This window comes from Pseudoalteromonas sp. 2CM36K (assembly GCF_023161865.1).
Lineage (GTDB): Bacteria > Pseudomonadota > Gammaproteobacteria > Enterobacterales > Alteromonadaceae > Pseudoalteromonas > Pseudoalteromonas tetraodonis.
The window spans coordinates 1-16,731 of record NZ_JALNTK010000027.1; the positions used below are offsets into that span (position 1 = coordinate 1).

Sequence of the window (16,731 nt, forward strand, 5' to 3'; positions counted from 1 at the left end):
GCTAGAGAAAATAAACATAAATATCAATTTTGATTCAATACGTTAGTAAATCTCTTAACCAAAGTTCAGGTTATTTACGTGAAGTTAAAATGCCAATTATTTACTTAGCCTGCTAACTAATGCTAAAATTTGCTGATATTCACAAGTAAGAGTTCCTATGAGTAGCACTATTCCTTTTCATGAAACACTCGATTTAACTTTATGCGGCAATATGGGTCGAGTCCACCGCTTATGTCGAGAAGCGGTAACACTGGCGGTTGAACCCTTAGGCTTAACTCAGTCGCGCTGGACGGCAATGATTCACTTACATCATTTACCTTTAGGGGCAACACAGCAAGCGTTGGCGACCAGTTTAGGTATTGAAATGCCCTCATTAACGCGCACCATTAAGCAATTAGAGCTGCAAAATCTAGTTATTCGACAAGTTGATGAACACGATAAACGCAGTAAAAAATTGTACTTTACCGATGAGGGTATAAAGTTATTAGAACACTTAAAAGAGTTAACAAGCGATATTAAACAGCGTTTATATGCAGGTTTAAGCACGGAGCAGCTTGATGGTATGGCGCATAGTTTAGTGCAAATGGAAGAAAACGCGCGGCGTTGTATTGTAAGCTTATCTGGAGATAAATAAGTATGACACCCGATCAAAAATTTGCTCGCTACGTTAAAGTATCGCTCGTTGGTTTTATTGTTGTATTTTTCTATTATATTGTTGCCGATGTATGGCTACCGGTTACGCCACAAGCACGGGTTTACCATCCGGTTGTGCAAATATCGCCGCAAATAAACGGCCGTGTTACCGATGTATTGGTTAGTAATAACCAAACGGTTAAAGCGGGTGATGTATTATTTGAAATAGACAAAAATACTTACCAACTAGCACTTGAGCAAGCGCAGCTCGCGCTTGATGATGCCAAACTGCAAAATAAACGACTTGATACCAACGTAAAAGCGCTGGAGGCACAAATAAGTGCAGCTAACGCTAAATTGCATGAGCAGCAGCTATTAAAAAAGCGTGGCGAAACACTCTACAAACAAAACTCTATTTCGGAGCAAGAGCTTGAAAGCATTCGTGCAAATTTTGCAGCAAGCCAATCTAATTTAGCTGCCTTTGAAGCACAGTTGGCAGAAGCTGTTTTAGCGCGTGGCGATTCAGGGCAAGATAACTTAGCACTGCGCCATGCAGCAAACCAGTTAGCACAAGCTGAGCTTAATTTATCTTATACGCAAGTGCGTGCTTTAAGTGATGGCGTTGTAGCTAATTTACAGTTACTTGAGGGCTCCTATGCGGTTGCGGGTAAGCCATTACTCGCGGTTGTAGCAAAAAAAGCAGATTTGGTAGCCGATTTTCGTGAAAAGTCACTATTAAACATGCAGCCAGGCAGTTTAGCAAAAGTGGTATTTGATAGCCGACCTGGTGAAGTTTTCGACGCAAAAATTGAAATATTTGAGGCCGGTGTCAGTGACGGACAACTTAGTGCGAATGGATTGCTTAGCACCACCGAAACCAGCAACCGCTGGGTTCGTGACGCGCAGCGTCAACGTATTCATTTAGTGCTGCCAAATAACAATCAGCTAATAAATAATATGCCCAGTGGTGCGCGTGCCACTGTGCAGTTACTTCCACAATCGGCTATAGGTCAATGGTTGGGATCAGTACAGATCCGCTTTATTAGTTGGTTACATTACATTTATTAGTGGGGCGAGTAATGACACAACATGTTAGCCAAGCGCCACAACTCGATTCAAATGGTTTACGTCAAGCGCTACGGATTGCTGGCGGCTGCACTATTGGTTTTACTTTGTGCAAGTTAATGAATTGGCCAAATGGAATATTTTTTACGGTTTACCCTATGTTATTACTCGGTTTAGTGCCAAGTATTAACAAAGGCGTGATCCGTCAATTTGTTGCCAGTGCTGCCTACAGTGCGTTTATAGTGCTTATTTTACAGGGCTTATTTTCACACTTTCCGGTGTTAATGACGCTCATTATTTTTGCTAGTTTTTGCGTGTTATTTTACTTAATGAGCTCTGGTGATGCGTTTTTATTTGGTGCGTTAGGTGCGGTGAGTTTATCGATTCAGTTACATTTTGCCAGTCATGTTGATCAAGCTAGTAGCATTTACCCGCTTATTTTAAGTAATGGTGTGGCTATTTTTATTACTATTATTATTGCGCTCTTGATGCATGGCTTGTTTCCTGATGTGACAGCGCGACCCATGCGCGCTGTACCGCACAAGGATAAAGAAAGTATTCGTCACGAGGTGTTGTTATGTGCCACGGTTGCGACTTTGTCGTTTGTGGTTTTTCAGGTGCTTGATTTGCAAGATTCAATTTCGGCGCAAGCGGCATCTATTTTAATTTTATTTTCGTTGTGTTTTAAGGCTGCGGGCACCGCAAGTTGGCAACGTATTATTGGTACACTGATAGGCTGTAATGCTGCTTTAGTTGCGCAGTTGTTTTTGTATAACCATACCGACGTTTTACTTTTTCCGGTCGCTATATTATGGATTTTATCTTTTATATTCAGTCGTTTTCATATTTTAGGTGGTGGTCCACCGGGGGTTGGGTTTGGGGTATTAACCACGTTTGGGATTTTATTTGGTCAGTCGTTAGGCCCTGGGCAAGATTTAATATACAGCGCCATGTATCGATTTAGCTCGGTGGCTGTTGCAGTAACAGTAAGCTTAAGCGCAGTGTATGTAGTGCATCGAATCCTAAACCGATTTAGCGTCACCCGCCATCATACTTATGATTAAATTAAAGGCTGCATTCGCAGCCTTTTTTATGTGCTTAACCAGAGTCAGGTTACTTAAGTTACAGCTTAATATTACCGCGGAGAGCTTTGGTTTGGCCGTGTTTGGTTTTTTTATCCATACGTTTACGCTGTGAGTTACGGCTAGGTTTGGTAGCACGACGTGCCTTATTAACCTTTGTGGCGCTTAAAATTAGATCTTTTAGCCGTTTAAGCGCATCTTCCCTGTTGAGCTCTTGAGTGCGGTGGCTCTGGGCTTTAATTATCAATACCCCTTCTTTGGTGATCCTTGAATCTTTTAAAGCAAGTAATCGTTCTTTATAAAACTCGGGCAATTTAGAGCGGTTTATATCAAAGCGTAAGTGTATAGCACTGGCTACCTTATTAACATTTTGCCCGCCTGCGCCTTGCGAGCGAATAGCGCTGAGCTCTACTTCCCATTCATCAATGGTTACGCTGTTTGAAATAGTTAACATAGTGCCCCGCTCTTTTTGCAAAAATGTATTATATCATCAGTACATTGCGTTGTGGTGAATCAACTTAAACTCACACCTGAGTAAATAATAATTTATAAATTTACGCTTTGTATTGGCAATAGCCGTTAATTAGTTTTTAATTAACGCTACTTTACTATTAGGAAATGCTTAATGAAAAAATTACTGTTATCAATCAGCTTGTTAGCGATGAGCTTCTCAAACTTTGCACAAGACATTAACGAAGGTCAATTACAAAGCTACATTAAGGCATTACCTGCAGTTACAAGTTGGGCAAGCAATCAAGAGTCGTTAAAAGGCTTAGATTTAGCGAATATGCTGGGCGCATCGGCAGATCAAACGATCACTGAGCAAAGCTCGTTAGCCAACAGCGCACTTAGCATGATCAAACAGCAAGACTTATATAAAAGCTTTGCCAACGTAACTAGCCAATATGGTTTTACGCCTGAACAATTAATTGCTGTAGGATCGGAAGTTTCAATGGCTTACATTGAAAACCTGAAATCAGGTTTATCAGATGAACATAAAGAAACCGCCAATAAATTAATGGGTGGCTTACAAAGTATGCAAAGTAGTAAAGACAAAGGCGTTAGTTCATTAATGGGATCGTTTGGCAAGGCATCAAGCGCAGCCCAATCGGCAGAGCCTGTAGTCAGTGAAAATAACCTAGCACTTGTGAGCGAATACATGCCACAACTTAAAAAGCTGTTTTCAATGTTGTAAAAGTTATTGTTTATAGAGGTGGCATTGGCCACCTTTTTTATACTTACTTTCCCAGTCTCATGTATTTTAAGTTTAAATAATGGCTTCAGTTTTAATGCTGTAAACCCCCTTTACGGCTATGATTAAGGCGTTATTTCGCTTGCGCTAAAAAAATAAAAAGTAATAAATTAACCCTAATTTTACTTACGCTAAGGCTGCGTTTTGTTTGGTGCTGAAGTTATACCAATCGACTTAAATATTTAACCATTTTAGCGAGCTAAATAAAGCGCTAACTGCGTTATAATTTTTTTCAAGTAGAACAACCACATGTCAAAATTTATGCCTTGTTATCACTCCATTTATTTGTCGCTATCAATGGTCAGTAACTTAACACAATTGGTATTAAGTTAGTTGCTACTAACAAGTTGTTGTTTTATACAGATCAGCCATTTATCAACTTAAGTAGTAAATGACAGTATATTTGCTTTCAGCTAGCTTATTTTTGTTTGTTTATTAGTCTTTTTTAATTTTTATACGGTTGAGTTAGTAAAAAATCGGTTTATTTTAACAATTTTGAAAAGTAGTTAGTAAAATCGTGATCCTTTCGGTGTTTTTAAATAAAGTTATTATAAATTAGGTGGTTAGGCTTTAGTATTACAAAGCTAAAATAGTAGTAATCCCAAAGGGAGCGTATGTTAATAGCAAATAATGGGACTAAAGCATCGCTATATAGCCGTTTGCAGCGGTTATAACTGTTTGTTCAGGTGCCTTATTTCAGATCACTATTTAACTAACAGTATTAAAAGAGCCTATTTTATTCAAATGCAAATAAGAACTACTATCTTTTGTACTTGTTGGCGTTATAATATCACCATCTTTTTTTAGCTATGTTTAAAAGGAATTTGCAGTTTATGCAGGCCTCCAACCGTCTTTTAGACTTTCCCAAACCCGTTTTTTCTATGTTATGGCAATTTATGCAACGCTTTAGCTATGAATTAGCGGTTTTATCGCGTTTTTTTATTGCCATTGTTGGCGGGTATTTTTTTACAGCCGTTAGTGTGTCGCTATTAAGTGTAGTAGTGCCTGTGCCTAAAGTTGACGCGGTTTTGCTTAGTGTGTCTGCGAGTATTTTAATTTATGCCCTGGTGTTTATTTATAGCTTTTATATTCATTCATTAAAAACTGTTTGGATCAGTATTTTACTAAGTATTGCAGCGCAACTTGTCGTGTTGTCGCTATTGAAGGGATGGTTATGAAAGGGAGTTTTTTTCGTTCAATGACGTGGTTACATACATGGGTGGGTTTGCTCGTGTGTTGGTTACTGTATTTAATATTTTTTGCAGGCACTATTAGTTTTTTTAGAGATGAAGTGAGCTTATGGAATCAGCCAAGTATCCATAATATTGAGCAGCAGGCAGATCGTATTGGCACGCAAAAACAACAAATCGTGTCAGGTGTTGAGTATTTAAATGCGCAAGCACCTAATGCGCCTAATTGGCGTATAACGCTTCCTGAGGAGCGTATACCTTATTTAACGTATGGTTATGCAAAACCAAAAGAGCCTGGACAGCGCAGAGCCTCTTTTGAAAATACCCGTTTAGATCCAAATAATATGCAGCCTTTAGCACCCTTTGTAGATACTCGAGGGGGGAATTTCTTTTATCGCCTGCATTTTGATTTGCATTATATTGATGTAAAAACGGCACGTTGGATTGTCTGTTTTGCTAGTTTATTTATGCTCATTGCATTGATATCTGGCATCGTTATTCACAAACGTATTTTTAAAGATATGTTTATTTTTAGAGCTAATAAAGGCAGTCGTAGTTGGTTAGATGTGCATAATTTAAGTTCGGTATTTGCCTTACCTTTTCATTTAATGATTACTTATACGGGCATTATTACCCTGATATTTATGATTTTCCCCTACCCCGCGCAAACCGTTTATGAGGATGGAATACGAGGCTTTTTTAATGATGTTTCGCCAAGTAGTCCTGCAACAGAGGCGTTGCAAGGCACTGCGCCGTTAGTGCCTATCAATACTGTTTTGGATCAGGTTTATACTAAGTGGCCAGAGGCTGATATAACTCGGGTGATTATAAATAAGCCGAATAAGGCCGCTGCGACTATTATGGTTTTGGTCAGCCCTGGAAAAACATTAAGGGATCAAGCACCGCGTTTGATATTTAGTGGAGCGAGTGGTGAGCTTGTTGCTCAAACTGATGATGAACTTACCGGCAGTAAAGCGCTGTATGAGTCACTAAATTCAATGCACACTGGGCGTTTAGCAGAGCCATTATTACGTGTTTTGTACTTTTTAGGCGGCATTGCTGGCTGCATAATGATAGCCACGGGCTGTATTATGTGGGCAAAGCGCATTCGAGAGCGAATGAAAAAAAATGCCCGGCCATCATGGGGTTTAAAACTCGTCGAAGCGCTTAATTTAGGAACTTTAATGGGTTTGCCCTTGGCAACGTCTGCGTTCTTTTTAGCAAACCGATTAATCAGCACACGCGCAATAGAGCGCGCGGATAAAGAGATACTTGCCTTCTTTTTAACTTGGCTGTGTGTACTTATTATTGCTTTTGTAAAGCGTGACAAGTTGCAGTGGTGTGTTATGGCGGCCATAAACAGCATTGCTTGTTTTAGTGTGCCAGTGGTTAATGCGCTAACAACACAAGGGAATATAATCAATTATTTACGTAATGAACAGTGGGCTTTATTTATGTTTGATAGTCTCTTTTTGTTATTTGGTTTGTTGTTTTTGTTACAAACCGAAAAATTACGTACTGCACTGCAAGCTAAAAAACCTAGCCCGATAAACACTCAGGAGCAAAAAGTATGATGGCATTGCTCCCTTTTAGTTTATGTTTGGTGGCTTTTAACTGCTTTGCACTGGCTAAGTTTAATCATTTTAAGGATGTTTTTAACAAGCGCCCTACTGATCAGCAGCGTTTAATTTTATTGAGTGTTGCTTGGATCAGTATTTTACTAAGTTTACTACTTTGTGTTAGCGAATTACACGGCTATGGCGCTCTACAGTTTTGCGGGTTTATGTCGTTAAGTGCTTTAATTATAATGATTTTTTATAGTTTTTTAGTCAATCTAACTAAGCTTTTTAACTTGCTTGTATTATTGATATTGGCCACGAGTACGTTATTTTTTGGTTTAAATGGGCTTTAGTTAGTAAAAACCTGATCCCAAAGGATAGGCTAAATTGAGGTAAAAAAATGGCAAGCCATCAGGCTTGCCAATTAAAAAGGGGGATTGTCATTATGTCTTGTGCTTGCCTTTCCTTTTGCAAGTGGGGCTAATATAGCCCCTCTTTATTTAGTTTACCTTACAGTAAGGTGAACGTTTTATTACAACCTAGGGGGTGTAAACCCCCTTTACAGCGATTTTTGATTTACCCATATAATCTCATCAGTTGCAAAACCAAGCGCTTTTACTTGGTTTAAAAAGTGCTGCTTAAGCTCTTTGCTTACTGTTGGTGTGCGCGATAAAAACCATAAGTAATCTTTGCTATAACTTGTAATAAACGCATATTGATAATCAGGTTGGTCGAGCTCAAAAATAATATAGGCACCATAAAACGGGCCAAAAAATGACACTTTAAAATGCCCTGTATCGGCGTTTTCTACAAATTTAGCTAAGCCTTCAGCTTCGTCCCATTTTTGTTCTTTACTAATAAACCCTTTGTTTAATACCTTTACCGTTCCATCATCGTTAATTGAATAAGTGGCTGTTACTTGCTCCATTCCTTGTTCAAAAGAGTGGTCTAATCGTGCTATTTCATACCACTTGCCTTGGTATTTCTCTAAATCAAAGTTTTTAACAGGAGTTATTCCTTCGGGGGCGCTGGTACAGGCACTGAGTAAAAACACGGTGGTAATAAATAATGCGGTTTTAAAAGCGAGTTTCATGTTGTTTCCTTTTCTTTAGAAATTGCTATAGGATCGTCTTAATACTAAAGCAATTTAAAGAACTTAGCATGAAAATTTGGGTTGATGCTGACGCTTGTCCGGTGGTAATAAAAGAAATTTTATTTAGAGCCGCAGAGCGTACGCAAACAGAAACTATACTGGTTGCAAATCATGCCATGCGAATCCCACCGTCAAAATTTATTAGCCGACTACAAGTGTCATCGGGCTTTGATGTGGCTGATGATGAAATAGTAAAACGAATAGAAAAAGGCGATTTAGTGATCACTGGAGATATTCCGCTGGCAAGTGAAGTGATTGATAATGGCGGCCAAGCACTTAATCCGCGCGGTGAGCTTTACACCACTGAAAACATTCGTTCATTACTAAATGTACGCGATTTTATGGATACTATGCGCTCAAGTGGTGTAGAAATGAGTGGTGGGCCGCCTCCATTAAACCAAAGTGACAGACAAAACTTTGCTAACAATCTTGATCGTATTTTAGCGCAAAATAAGAGCAGTTAAAGTGAGCAGCCAGTTAATAGGGTTAGGTGATAATTCATTCAGTGTTGCTGTGTATGTAGCAAAAGCGCCCCCTATGCCTTACTTTGAAACACTTGCGCAGCTAGAGCCTGTAGTTAATGGGCAAATAAATAGCATAAACCAGCACTGTGGCAATGGCTGGCGAAAAGTCTTTAATGTGTACGCCAAGGTGTTATTTGCGCTGCCAAGCGAGTATTACGCTTTTGCTAAACAAGCCGTGAGTTGGCAAGCATATCGCGATGAGCTGTTGTTACAGCAACATAGCGGTACTGCATTACTATTTAGTGCGCCGGTGCTTACTGAGCATAAAAATCAATTGCACATTATTGCAGGAAGAACTCACGCTAAAAACTTGATACAACAAAGTAAGTTAAACGCCCAACTTGATTGGCTTGATGATGAGTTTGCTATAGATAAAAGCCAGAATATTATTGTATGCCCCTATTTTGATTATAGGCAGCTGAGTAATATTAAAATTGCCCGTTTGAGTGAATTAGTGGCTCAGTTGCGAATAATCTAAGCCACTTTCGTTTTTTAGGTAAGTGTTACGCTCAGTGTGTTAGCGCTATCAACTAGCATGAGCGAGCCCAAAATAAATAGGATGCAGGCCGATGCACGGCCAAATTTTAGTGAGAGCGCCGGATTATTGCTGAGGATTTTTCTGGCACTTACCCCTATTAACCAATATACCAGCGCACAGCCAACTAAATGAATAATGCTAAGTACCAGCAATTGTTCAGTAATAGAAAATGACAGTGTTGGTAAAACAAACTGCGGCAATAAGGCTAAAAATAACAGCATCACTTTGGGATTCAAGCCACTAATTATAAAGCCCTTTCTCATCCACTTTAGGGGCGTGTCTGAGGTGTGTTGTTGGCCATCGTTATAGGCTGCAGGCATTGGAGGAAATCGGTACAGTGATACGGCAATCCAAATTATGTACAAAGCACCAAATAAGGTTAACAGCTTTATAAACATGGCATGCGATGCTAATAACGCGCCTAAACCTACCACCACTATTAAACTGGCCATTAAATGCCCAAGTATTAATCCTGACACCGCAGGAATGATTTTATCACCCGCTATACCTGCACTGATTGTATAAGCCCAATCGGCACCGGGGGTAAGTACAAACAAGATTGATACCAGCCAAAAAGAAAAAATAATATTAATATCCATACGTATCCATGCGCTAAAACCCAAAATAAGTGAGCTGCTATTTTATTTCTTTCTGATGAGTAAAAGTTACTGTATTTTACTGACATAACCGTTCATTTTAGGAAATAATCAACTATGGATACCATAGATAGGAAAATTCTTGCTGAGTTGCAAGTTGATGGCAGGCTCACCCTTTCTGAATTGGCTGATCGTGTTGGGCTAAGCGTGTCACCTTGTCATCGTCGTGTAAAAGAGCTTGAGAAAAGCAAAGCAATTGTTGGCTACAGAACTGAAATATCACCGGAGAAGGTTGGTTTAAACTTTTCTGCGTTAGTATTTATTACTATTAAAGAAGGTGATAAAGCGTCGTTAAGCAAATTAGAGCAAGCAGTCGATGCTATCCCTCAGATCACCAATGCACAACGCTTATTTGGCACCCCTGATTACTTATTACACGTCGTTACTAAAGATTTAGCCGCGTTTCAGCAACTCTACGATGACAAGCTATCAGCCTTACCGGGTGTACAACGTTTAACCTCAACCATTGTGATGAAAGATATTGTAAGAGCGCGTAACTTGCACTTTTAACAGGTTATGTTTTACACGAACTTTAAAAAGTTAAGCCGATGACGCTGCAAAGCCTATGGCAGCGGGCTTTGCCTAAATAGGTAAAAATAAAGTGTAAATAAAGCTTGTTATAAAGTGTATTGCTGTTATTCTGCTTGCCATCGGGTTGATAGAAAGCCCTGTTTATTTGTAAGTACCTCGTTGTTATTAGTAATAATCCTTCGCGATATCCTCAAGTTAAATGTTTGTTTTCTTCCTGTTAAACGCCTATTTTAAGGCAAATTTTTTATTATTTTTTTAGGATATTATTATGTCTAATACAACTACTGGTACAGTAAAATTTTTCAATGAAGCAAAAGGTTTTGGTTTTATTGAGCAAGAATCTGGCGCAGACGTTTTCGCACATTTCAGTGCTATCTCTGGCGACGGTTTCAAAACATTAGCCGAAGGCCAAAAAGTACAGTTTACTGTAACGCAAGGTCAAAAAGGCCCGCAAGCTGAAAACATCGTTTGCATCTAAATAGTTTTAATTGATGGGTTAGTGTTAACCCATCAATATTTATAAGTTTGAAAGAAGTTTTGTTTTATTTGTTAGTACCCCGTTGTTTTAGTAATAATCCTACGCGATATCCTCAAGTTAACTATTTTTTCGGCTCAATCGCCTCTTTTCAGGCACACTTTAATTAATTTTTAGGATACATATTATGTCTAATACAACTACTGGTTCAGTAAAATGGTTTAACGAAGCAAAAGGTTTTGGTTTTATCGAGCAAGAATCTGGCGCAGACGTTTTCGCACATTTCAGTGCTATCTCTGGCGACGGTTTTAAAACATTAGCCGAAGGCCAAAAAGTACAGTTTACTGTAACGCAAGGTCAAAAAGGCCCGCAAGCTGAAAACATCGTTTGCATCTAAATATAGAGTGAGTGGGCTTTAAAGCGCACTCACCCCGCTTAAACTCGTGTTAAGCAATAAAGCTAATATCATTATGATATTAGCTTTTTTTTTGACAAAAATTTATACAACGTAACCGCTAAAGCCAAGCGCTTTAAAATAAAGCTTTGGAATACCAAATCCACATTCATTCAGTAGTTCACTAAAGCGCATACGATCTAGGGGGTAAAACTCTCTTTCGAGGTTATGCCCCATTTGAGTTTTGCCTGCTTCAGTTAGGCCTAATTGAGCACAGGTGTTTAATTGTGACTCACGTTCAAATGTTGTTTCTGGGCGCATTAAATCAGCAATATAAAGATTCGCTCCTTTTTTAAGGTTAGCTTTAATGCTTTTAAGAATATGTTTTTTGTCGCCGTTATCTTCTACAAAATGCATCACCAGTAAACATAATACGGCGTCTGCTTTTGCTTTTACTTTATCAACTGGGCTACATTCAATAGTGACACGGCTATCAATACCTTGCTCTGCAAAGCGTTGTTTTGCAATATCGAGCATATCACTGGAGATGTCTTGGGCAGTAAACTGCCATTTAGGATTCATTTTGGCTAATGCTAATACTTCCTTACCTGTGCCGGCACCAATCACTAAAATGTGTGCATCGTCGCTTAACGTGGTTTGCAGCTGTGCATTGGTTAGTTGATGAAGTAGCTCATAGCCTGGGACTAAACGGGTAATGCGGTTATCATATTCTTGTGCTTCTTCGCCTGTGAAAGTGGGCATGCTGTCTCCTTAAATTACGTTTATGGTGGAGTATCCACCCGGTTTTTTAGCGACATGAATTTGCGTAGCAACGCGTTCGCTCATTTCACTTACATGTGAAATTACACCGACCTTTCTACCTTGCGCTTGCAATGAATCTAGCGCGTCCATGGCAATACTGAGTGTTTCACTATCTAGTGTTCCAAAGCCCTCGTCAACAAATAACGAGTTAATTTGCACTTTGTTCGAAGATAGTGAGGCAAGTCCCAGTGCCAATGCCAACGACACTAAAAACGATTCACCGCCAGATAGCGTATTGACCGAGCGTTGTTCATCGGCCATATCGCGGTCGATAATGGCTATATCAAGTGACTCAGCAATTGCAGTGAGCTCATAACGCTTGTTAAGAGTTTTTAAATGGCTATTAGCATAATGCAGCAATATTTTGAGTGTTTGTGTTTGCGCTAAATTACGCATTGTTTTACCTGTGGCATCACCTAGTACTTTATTAAGTAAATGCCATTGGTCAACCTGTTGCTTGAGCTGGCTCAGTTCAGCTTGTTTGCCCTCAAGCGCTTTTGCATTTTGGTTGTGCTGCTCAATCGCGGTGTTGATGGTGAGTAAGCTATTTTGCAATTGTGTTTGCTGGGTATTTAAGTGGGTTTGTTGCTCAATTAGCTGTGCTTCGCTTTGCGTTGGCTGATTATTTTGCTGATGCTGTTCATTAGCTTGTTGCTGTTGTTTTAACGCGGCACTGGCATCAACGACTGCTTGCGATAGTTGCTCGCCTTGCTTTAACTGAGTTTTAATATCGTCGTTGCTGATAGTTAGTAAAAATGTGACTTGTTCATGACTGATATCGCCATGAAGGGTGTTAAATTCTTTAAACCAGTCGTTGTAACGCGTTTCAAGCATCACTAACTCTTGGTGGTTATCTGCCAGACGATGCTCAAGGTTTTTAAGCGTGATGGCGTGTTCATCGCGCTGTTTTACGGCACTGTCGTGTGCTTGTTGGCTGGCACTTAATTGGTTTTGGCAGTGCTCTAGCTGTGCTGACAGTTTAGCTTGGTAGTCATCGGCGCTAATAGTTTGGTTATCAAATAAGGCTAAACGCTGTTGCTGCGTATTATTGTGCTGTTGCTGTGTTTGAGTTAATTCTTCATTGAGCGTGTTAACTTGCTGCTCTGCTTTGGTTATAAGCGGTGTTAGTTGTTGTAACTGTACATTGGCGCTGTCGAATTGTTTTTGACTTTGCTCAAGCTGTGCTTGGATTTGCTGATATTGTTCTACCTGCTGAGCTAAATCGCTAAGCGGTAACGATCCTGCTTGCAATGCGTGCCAAAAATCACTGTGTTCAAAATGTAAATTGAGCTCTTTTATAAGCGCTTCGCTTTGAGTTGCTAGTTCATCGCATTTGTTATTAAGCTGAGATTGCTGATTGCTCAGCTCAACATGCTGTGTATTTAAATGTTGCTGTGTCGCTTGTTCTTTTTTAACTGTGCTTTGCAGCTGGTTAACAGTTTCTTGCAAATTACTGAGCTGTTTTTGCGCCGAAAAATACTCTGTTTTTTGTGCACTTAATTGCTTATAAGTTTCATCAAGCTGCTCAACTGTTAATTCATTAAGCTCGGTTTTAGCCGCTTGCATGGTATTTTTAATTTCCAGCATTTTGGCTTGTGCATCACTAATGGCTTGGCTGTACTGAGCATGCTCTGCCACCAAAACCGCGTGTTGTGTTTGGTGTTGATGAAGCTGTGTTTGAGCATCTTGGTGTTGCTGCTTTTCGTTATTATATGCATTTTCAAAGTCGGTTATTAGGTTTGTAAAAGGTTGGCTTTGATTGCTCGCGAACGGGTGCTCTGTAGCCCCACAAACGGCACACGACTCATTTGGAACCAGTTGTGCGCGTAAATGCTCAACATGCTCACTGGCACGAAGCCGCGCTTGATTGAGTGCTTGCTCTGCGTGTTTAAGTGCCTGCTCTTTGCTGGTTAAATGCGTAAGCAGCGTAGTTTTAGTGTGTTCACTGTGGCTGAGCTTTTCTGCCACATCACGTTGCTGTTGCACCGTGTGTTTTAATTCTTGGTTAAACTGCTTATAGTGTGTGCGCTGATCTTTTAAATAATCAATGTTTTTAAGCTTACTGTCGCATTGTTCAATATTAAATTGAGCGTGCTGCTGGTTTAGCTTATTTAGGCTTTGCTGCTGCGTTGTAAGCGTTTGCTCTGCTTGTTCGAGTTGTTTATTTTGCTCGCTAAGTTTCGCTGTGAGTATTGTTTGTTGCTCTGCATGAGACTGGGCTTGCTGCTGGGTTGTTTTTAGTTGTGTCTGAGTATTAAAAAACTGCTTAAAGCTATGATGAAAATAGTTCCAATCAGTTGCCAATGGCTTTAATTGACTCTGCTCGTTTAACCAGTGCTGATGCCCTGCGATTTGCCTTGTGGCTTGCTCTGCACTTATTTTGTTTTGTTGTAGCTGCTGTTGTAAATCACTTAATTGTTGCTGCTCTTTGGTACTTTGTTGAGTCAGACTTTTTATAGTTTGGTTATATATTGCTAATTGGCTGTCGAGCACTCGCGCTTTTGCAATCAGAGGCTCTGCTGTTAGCTTTTGTTGTTTTGCTGTATCTAATTCGTTTTGCTGTTTTTTAACGTTATTGGCTTGCTCGGTGATCAGCGCGTTGTGATCAAGCTCGTTTAATTGTTTTATTTGTGTATTTAACTGGCTGTTTTGCGTTGTTAAGCGTTTACAGCGCTGGCGGTTATCTTTAATTTCAAGCGCACTTTGCGCTTGTTTTGCTTGCTCAGTTTGCGCTTTAATAGCATTGAGTGCGGCATGTGCTTGTTGCTCGCTTTGCTGAGCATTTTTTAATGCCAGCTCCAAGCTATGTGCTTGCTTATACCAATTAACGCCTTGCTCTGTCGTTGCTAAAGTTGTTTTAGTGTGTTCAATTTGTTGTTTTAAATCAGCCAGCGTTTGTTGCTTTTCACTCAGCTCATCGTCAGACAATAACGTATAACTGGCTAAACTTGCCGTTAGTAATTCAAATTTATCTTTAATAGCTTTGTTGCGCTCAAATATACGCTGCCCTATTCGACTAAATTTATCGGTGCCAGTCAGGCACTCTAAAAGCTGCGCGCGCTCATCGCCAGTGGCTTTTAAAAAGGCGGCAAACTCATGTTGTGCTAGTAACACCGCACGCGAGAACTGCTCAAAGGTTAAACCTATTTTATTTTCTATGGCTTTTAAGGTGCCACTTTTGTCAGCAATTAAGGTTTCATCGGGTAGGCTATGTAAAGTATGTTCGGCCACTTTAAGTTTGCCGGTTACTTTTTTATGTGTACGTTGAATACTATAACGTGCTCTGTAAAGTTGTTGGTCTTGGCCACTAAAATCTACTTCGGCGTACCCTTCCCATTTGCCACGGCGCAATAAATTGCGGGCATCGTTAAGCTTAATGTTATCGCCATTAAAATCAATTAAGTTACCTTTATCGCCTTTCAAACGCGCAGTTTTTGTATAAAGCGCTAAGCAGATAGCATCGAGTACGGTGCTTTTTCCTGCGCCGGTATCACCTGTAATGGCAAAGAGGCCTGCGTCTTTGAGTGGCGAGGCTAAAAAGTCGATTTCGGCATCGGCAATGGAGGCTAAATTATGAATACGAACAGCCGTTATTTTCATAGCAGTTGATCCTGTTCAAGTTCTTCAATTACCTCGGTTAACAGTGCTTTTAATTCATTTGGCACGGTTGCTGCGGCCATATCTTTATCATTATTAAATGCTTGTTCGAGTAAGCTAATTGGGTTGAGCATTTCAACAAAGCTTAAATCTTCAAATACCGTTTCTGAGGAATTACTCATTTGCTGGTCACGAACTCGCTCTATGCCACAAAAATTAACTTGTTTTCCTTTAAGTGCTTGCTCAATTTGTTCTCGAAAGGTGGTATCGATATCACTTGATTTAAGTTTAACTCGTAAGTAGGGAGCCATGTCGTATTGCTCTGTATCGAGTGCTTTTATTTGCTCACACAGCTGCGCTAAAGGTACACATTCTCCTTCAGGAAGTACAATCACTTCTGCTAAGCGCGGAATGTAAAGGGGGTTTACAGTGGTGTTTAACGGTTGGTTTTTTTGCGCGCTAAATTCAACCACATTTACTTGATGGGTATACTTTCTCTCTGAAAACGACATTGGAATAGGCGTGCCGCAGTAACGTATTTGCTCATTTCTAGCTACTAGTTGGGCTTTATGTAAATGGCCTAGTGCGACGTAATTGGCATGTTTACCAAATACCGACGCTGAAATAGCTTCTTCACCGCCAATGACCAAATTACGTTCAGAGTCATTGGAAATATTACCGCCTTTTGCATGCAAATGACCCATAACAATTAAAGGCGTATTTTCAGCGTTAAGTGTTAGCGCATGTTCAAGAGCAAGTTCATAGGCTTTTGCAACGCCTTGTGCGTAACTAGGGCCATCTTTGGTTTGGCTAAGCGTGCTTATGTCACTGGTGCGTAAAAAAGGCATAGCGAGTACCACAGCGCGTTTATCATCGTTATTAATCGTTATCACAACGTCACTGGGTTTAGCAGGATCAAACCGCCCTACCACATAAGTATCAAACTGGGCTAATAAGGGCTGTGCAGCCAAAATACGATTAGCGGAGTCATGATTACCCGCAATAATAACAACGTGTAATTGTGGGCACTGGGCTTTGGCGTTTTTTATAAATTGATAGAGTTGGTTTTCGGCGCTAGCACTCGGTGTGGCAGTATGATAAATATCACCTGCAACAAGCAATAAATCGATTTGTTGGTTAACGAGGGTGGTTAACAGCCAAGAGAAAAAAGCATGGTGTTCATGACGGCGATCATGTTCATAAAATTGCTGACCTAGGTGCCAGTCTGAAGTGTGAAGAACTTTCATTTTGCGCTCTTAA

At 40.0% G+C, this 16,731-nt stretch carries 18 protein-coding genes; 12 read left to right on the forward strand and 6 right to left on the reverse strand.

The window, feature by feature from the left end; translation table 11 throughout:
- Positions 1 to 157: 157 nt before the first annotated feature.
- Genes MTN97_RS15435 through MTN97_RS15445 form a run of 3 tightly spaced genes read left to right on the forward strand, consistent with a single transcriptional unit; the run spans position 158 to position 2,762 of the window.
- Entirely contained in the window at positions 158 to 634 is a 477-nt protein-coding gene (locus tag MTN97_RS15435; protein ID WP_248474810.1) for a MarR family winged helix-turn-helix transcriptional regulator, read from the forward strand.
- Positions 635 to 636: 2 nt separating this feature from the next.
- Entirely contained in the window at positions 637 to 1,701 is a 1,065-nt protein-coding gene (locus MTN97_RS15440) for an HlyD family secretion protein (RefSeq protein ID WP_109875029.1), read from the forward strand.
- Positions 1,702 to 1,712: 11 nt separating this feature from the next.
- Positions 1,713 to 2,762 carry a DUF2955 domain-containing protein gene (locus MTN97_RS15445; RefSeq protein WP_193049772.1) on the forward strand — a complete coding sequence of 350 codons (1,050 nt, stop codon included), beginning with the start codon at positions 1,713 to 1,715 and terminating at the stop codon, positions 2,760 to 2,762.
- A 58-nt stretch (positions 2,763 to 2,820) separates the two neighbouring features.
- On the opposite strand, the gene arfB is transcribed toward MTN97_RS15445, so the two are convergent.
- A complete protein-coding gene (arfB, locus tag MTN97_RS15450) occupies positions 2,821 to 3,234 on the reverse strand; it encodes an alternative ribosome rescue aminoacyl-tRNA hydrolase ArfB (RefSeq protein WP_010388730.1) in 414 nt (137 codons plus the stop codon).
- 171 nt (positions 3,235 to 3,405) lie between these two features.
- On the opposite strand from arfB, the gene MTN97_RS15455 reads away from it, so the two are divergent.
- The 4 genes from MTN97_RS15455 to MTN97_RS15470 all read left to right on the forward strand — a co-directional run bounded on the left by MTN97_RS15455 (position 3,406) and on the right by MTN97_RS15470 (position 7,134).
- Positions 3,406 to 3,975 (forward strand): short-chain dehydrogenase, encoded by a 570-nt coding sequence (locus MTN97_RS15455; RefSeq protein ID WP_248474811.1) that lies wholly within the window; start codon positions 3,406 to 3,408, stop codon positions 3,973 to 3,975.
- An 890-nt stretch (positions 3,976 to 4,865) separates the two neighbouring features.
- Positions 4,866 to 5,210 carry a hypothetical protein gene (locus MTN97_RS15460; protein WP_069439039.1) on the forward strand — a complete coding sequence of 115 codons (345 nt, stop codon included), beginning with the start codon at positions 4,866 to 4,868 and terminating at the stop codon, positions 5,208 to 5,210.
- Positions 5,207 to 6,796 carry a PepSY domain-containing protein gene (locus MTN97_RS15465; RefSeq protein ID WP_248474812.1) on the forward strand — a complete coding sequence of 530 codons (1,590 nt, stop codon included), beginning with the start codon at positions 5,207 to 5,209 and terminating at the stop codon, positions 6,794 to 6,796. Before MTN97_RS15460 ends, MTN97_RS15465 begins: the two co-directional genes overlap by 4 nt.
- The gene (locus tag MTN97_RS15470; RefSeq protein ID WP_016899981.1) at positions 6,793 to 7,134 is read left to right on the forward strand and encodes a DUF3325 domain-containing protein; all 342 of its coding nucleotides are present in this window, start codon (positions 6,793 to 6,795) and stop codon (positions 7,132 to 7,134) included. The genes MTN97_RS15465 and MTN97_RS15470 overlap by 4 nt, the downstream gene beginning before the upstream one ends.
- A 206-nt stretch (positions 7,135 to 7,340) precedes the next feature.
- Here MTN97_RS15470 and MTN97_RS15475 read toward each other — a convergent pair whose 3' ends face one another.
- On the reverse strand, positions 7,341 to 7,874 hold the full coding sequence (locus MTN97_RS15475; RefSeq protein ID WP_036983590.1) for a lipocalin family protein: 534 nt from the start codon (positions 7,872 to 7,874) through the stop codon (positions 7,341 to 7,343).
- A 68-nt stretch (positions 7,875 to 7,942) separates the two neighbouring features.
- Between MTN97_RS15475 and MTN97_RS15480 the strand changes: the two genes are divergently transcribed.
- Together MTN97_RS15480 and MTN97_RS15485 are read left to right on the forward strand one after the other, a co-directional pair.
- Positions 7,943 to 8,398, forward strand: a complete 456-nt coding sequence (locus tag MTN97_RS15480; RefSeq protein WP_248474813.1) for a YaiI/YqxD family protein — start codon at positions 7,943 to 7,945, stop codon at positions 8,396 to 8,398.
- Between the two features lies 1 nt (position 8,399).
- The gene (locus tag MTN97_RS15485; protein WP_248474814.1) at positions 8,400 to 8,936 is read left to right on the forward strand and encodes a DUF6942 family protein; all 537 of its coding nucleotides are present in this window, start codon (positions 8,400 to 8,402) and stop codon (positions 8,934 to 8,936) included.
- Between the two features lie 14 nt (positions 8,937 to 8,950).
- Here the strand turns inward: MTN97_RS15485 and MTN97_RS15490 are convergent, their stop codons facing one another.
- The gene (locus MTN97_RS15490) at positions 8,951 to 9,595 is read right to left on the reverse strand and encodes a LysE family translocator (RefSeq protein WP_248474815.1); all 645 of its coding nucleotides are present in this window, start codon (positions 9,593 to 9,595) and stop codon (positions 8,951 to 8,953) included.
- A gap of 114 nt (positions 9,596 to 9,709) precedes the next feature.
- Here MTN97_RS15490 and MTN97_RS15495 point away from each other — a divergent pair, with 114 nt between their 5' ends.
- From MTN97_RS15495 to MTN97_RS15505, 3 genes are all read left to right on the forward strand, one after another.
- On the forward strand, positions 9,710 to 10,162 hold the full coding sequence (locus MTN97_RS15495; RefSeq protein ID WP_013462814.1) for an Lrp/AsnC family transcriptional regulator: 453 nt from the start codon (positions 9,710 to 9,712) through the stop codon (positions 10,160 to 10,162).
- A gap of 289 nt (positions 10,163 to 10,451) precedes the next feature.
- Positions 10,452 to 10,661: a cold-shock protein gene (locus MTN97_RS15500; protein ID WP_008463923.1), complete on the forward strand. Its 210-nt coding sequence runs from the start codon at positions 10,452 to 10,454 to the stop codon at positions 10,659 to 10,661.
- A 184-nt stretch (positions 10,662 to 10,845) separates the two neighbouring features.
- Positions 10,846 to 11,055, forward strand: coding sequence for a cold-shock protein (locus MTN97_RS15505; RefSeq protein ID WP_036983594.1), 210 nt, complete (start codon positions 10,846 to 10,848; stop codon positions 11,053 to 11,055).
- A 102-nt stretch (positions 11,056 to 11,157) separates the two neighbouring features.
- Here MTN97_RS15505 and MTN97_RS15510 read toward each other — a convergent pair whose 3' ends face one another.
- From MTN97_RS15510 to MTN97_RS15520, 3 genes are read right to left on the reverse strand one after another with little or no spacing between them, the layout of a single operon-like run.
- Positions 11,158 to 11,814 (reverse strand): class I SAM-dependent methyltransferase, encoded by a 657-nt coding sequence (locus MTN97_RS15510; RefSeq protein WP_248474816.1) that lies wholly within the window; start codon positions 11,812 to 11,814, stop codon positions 11,158 to 11,160.
- A 9-nt stretch (positions 11,815 to 11,823) separates the two neighbouring features.
- Positions 11,824 to 15,474 carry an SbcC/MukB-like Walker B domain-containing protein gene (locus MTN97_RS15515; protein WP_248474817.1) on the reverse strand — a complete coding sequence of 1,217 codons (3,651 nt, stop codon included), beginning with the start codon at positions 15,472 to 15,474 and terminating at the stop codon, positions 11,824 to 11,826.
- Entirely contained in the window at positions 15,471 to 16,718 is a 1,248-nt protein-coding gene (locus MTN97_RS15520) for an exonuclease SbcCD subunit D C-terminal domain-containing protein (protein ID WP_248474818.1), read from the reverse strand. The genes MTN97_RS15515 and MTN97_RS15520 overlap by 4 nt, the downstream gene beginning before the upstream one ends.
- Positions 16,719 to 16,731: the final 13 nt, after the last annotated feature.

What these genes read in the sequence shown, in the direction of transcription:
- MTN97_RS15520 (WP_248474818.1), bottom strand. Translation starts at nt 16,718, where the DNA reads ATGAAAGTTCTTCACACTTCAGACTGGCACCTAGGTCAGCAATTTTAT.
- MTN97_RS15435 (WP_248474810.1), top strand. Translation starts at nt 158, where the DNA reads ATGAGTAGCACTATTCCTTTTCATGAAACACTCGATTTAACTTTATGC.
- MTN97_RS15470 (WP_016899981.1), top strand. Translation starts at nt 6,793, where the DNA reads ATGATGGCATTGCTCCCTTTTAGTTTATGTTTGGTGGCTTTTAACTGC.
- MTN97_RS15500 (WP_008463923.1), top strand. Translation starts at nt 10,452, where the DNA reads ATGTCTAATACAACTACTGGTACAGTAAAATTTTTCAATGAAGCAAAA.
- MTN97_RS15445 (WP_193049772.1), top strand. Translation starts at nt 1,713, where the DNA reads ATGACACAACATGTTAGCCAAGCGCCACAACTCGATTCAAATGGTTTA.
- MTN97_RS15455 (WP_248474811.1), top strand. Translation starts at nt 3,406, where the DNA reads ATGAAAAAATTACTGTTATCAATCAGCTTGTTAGCGATGAGCTTCTCA.
- MTN97_RS15475 (WP_036983590.1), bottom strand. Translation starts at nt 7,874, where the DNA reads ATGAAACTCGCTTTTAAAACCGCATTATTTATTACCACCGTGTTTTTA.
- arfB (WP_010388730.1), bottom strand. Translation starts at nt 3,234, where the DNA reads ATGTTAACTATTTCAAACAGCGTAACCATTGATGAATGGGAAGTAGAG.
- MTN97_RS15440 (WP_109875029.1), top strand. Translation starts at nt 637, where the DNA reads ATGACACCCGATCAAAAATTTGCTCGCTACGTTAAAGTATCGCTCGTT.
- MTN97_RS15510 (WP_248474816.1), bottom strand. Translation starts at nt 11,814, where the DNA reads ATGCCCACTTTCACAGGCGAAGAAGCACAAGAATATGATAACCGCATT.
- MTN97_RS15480 (WP_248474813.1), top strand. Translation starts at nt 7,943, where the DNA reads ATGAAAATTTGGGTTGATGCTGACGCTTGTCCGGTGGTAATAAAAGAA.
- MTN97_RS15460 (WP_069439039.1), top strand. Translation starts at nt 4,866, where the DNA reads ATGCAGGCCTCCAACCGTCTTTTAGACTTTCCCAAACCCGTTTTTTCT.
- MTN97_RS15490 (WP_248474815.1), bottom strand. Translation starts at nt 9,595, where the DNA reads ATGGATATTAATATTATTTTTTCTTTTTGGCTGGTATCAATCTTGTTT.
- MTN97_RS15465 (WP_248474812.1), top strand. Translation starts at nt 5,207, where the DNA reads ATGAAAGGGAGTTTTTTTCGTTCAATGACGTGGTTACATACATGGGTG.
- MTN97_RS15515 (WP_248474817.1), bottom strand. Translation starts at nt 15,474, where the DNA reads ATGAAAATAACGGCTGTTCGTATTCATAATTTAGCCTCCATTGCCGAT.
- MTN97_RS15505 (WP_036983594.1), top strand. Translation starts at nt 10,846, where the DNA reads ATGTCTAATACAACTACTGGTTCAGTAAAATGGTTTAACGAAGCAAAA.
- MTN97_RS15495 (WP_013462814.1), top strand. Translation starts at nt 9,710, where the DNA reads ATGGATACCATAGATAGGAAAATTCTTGCTGAGTTGCAAGTTGATGGC.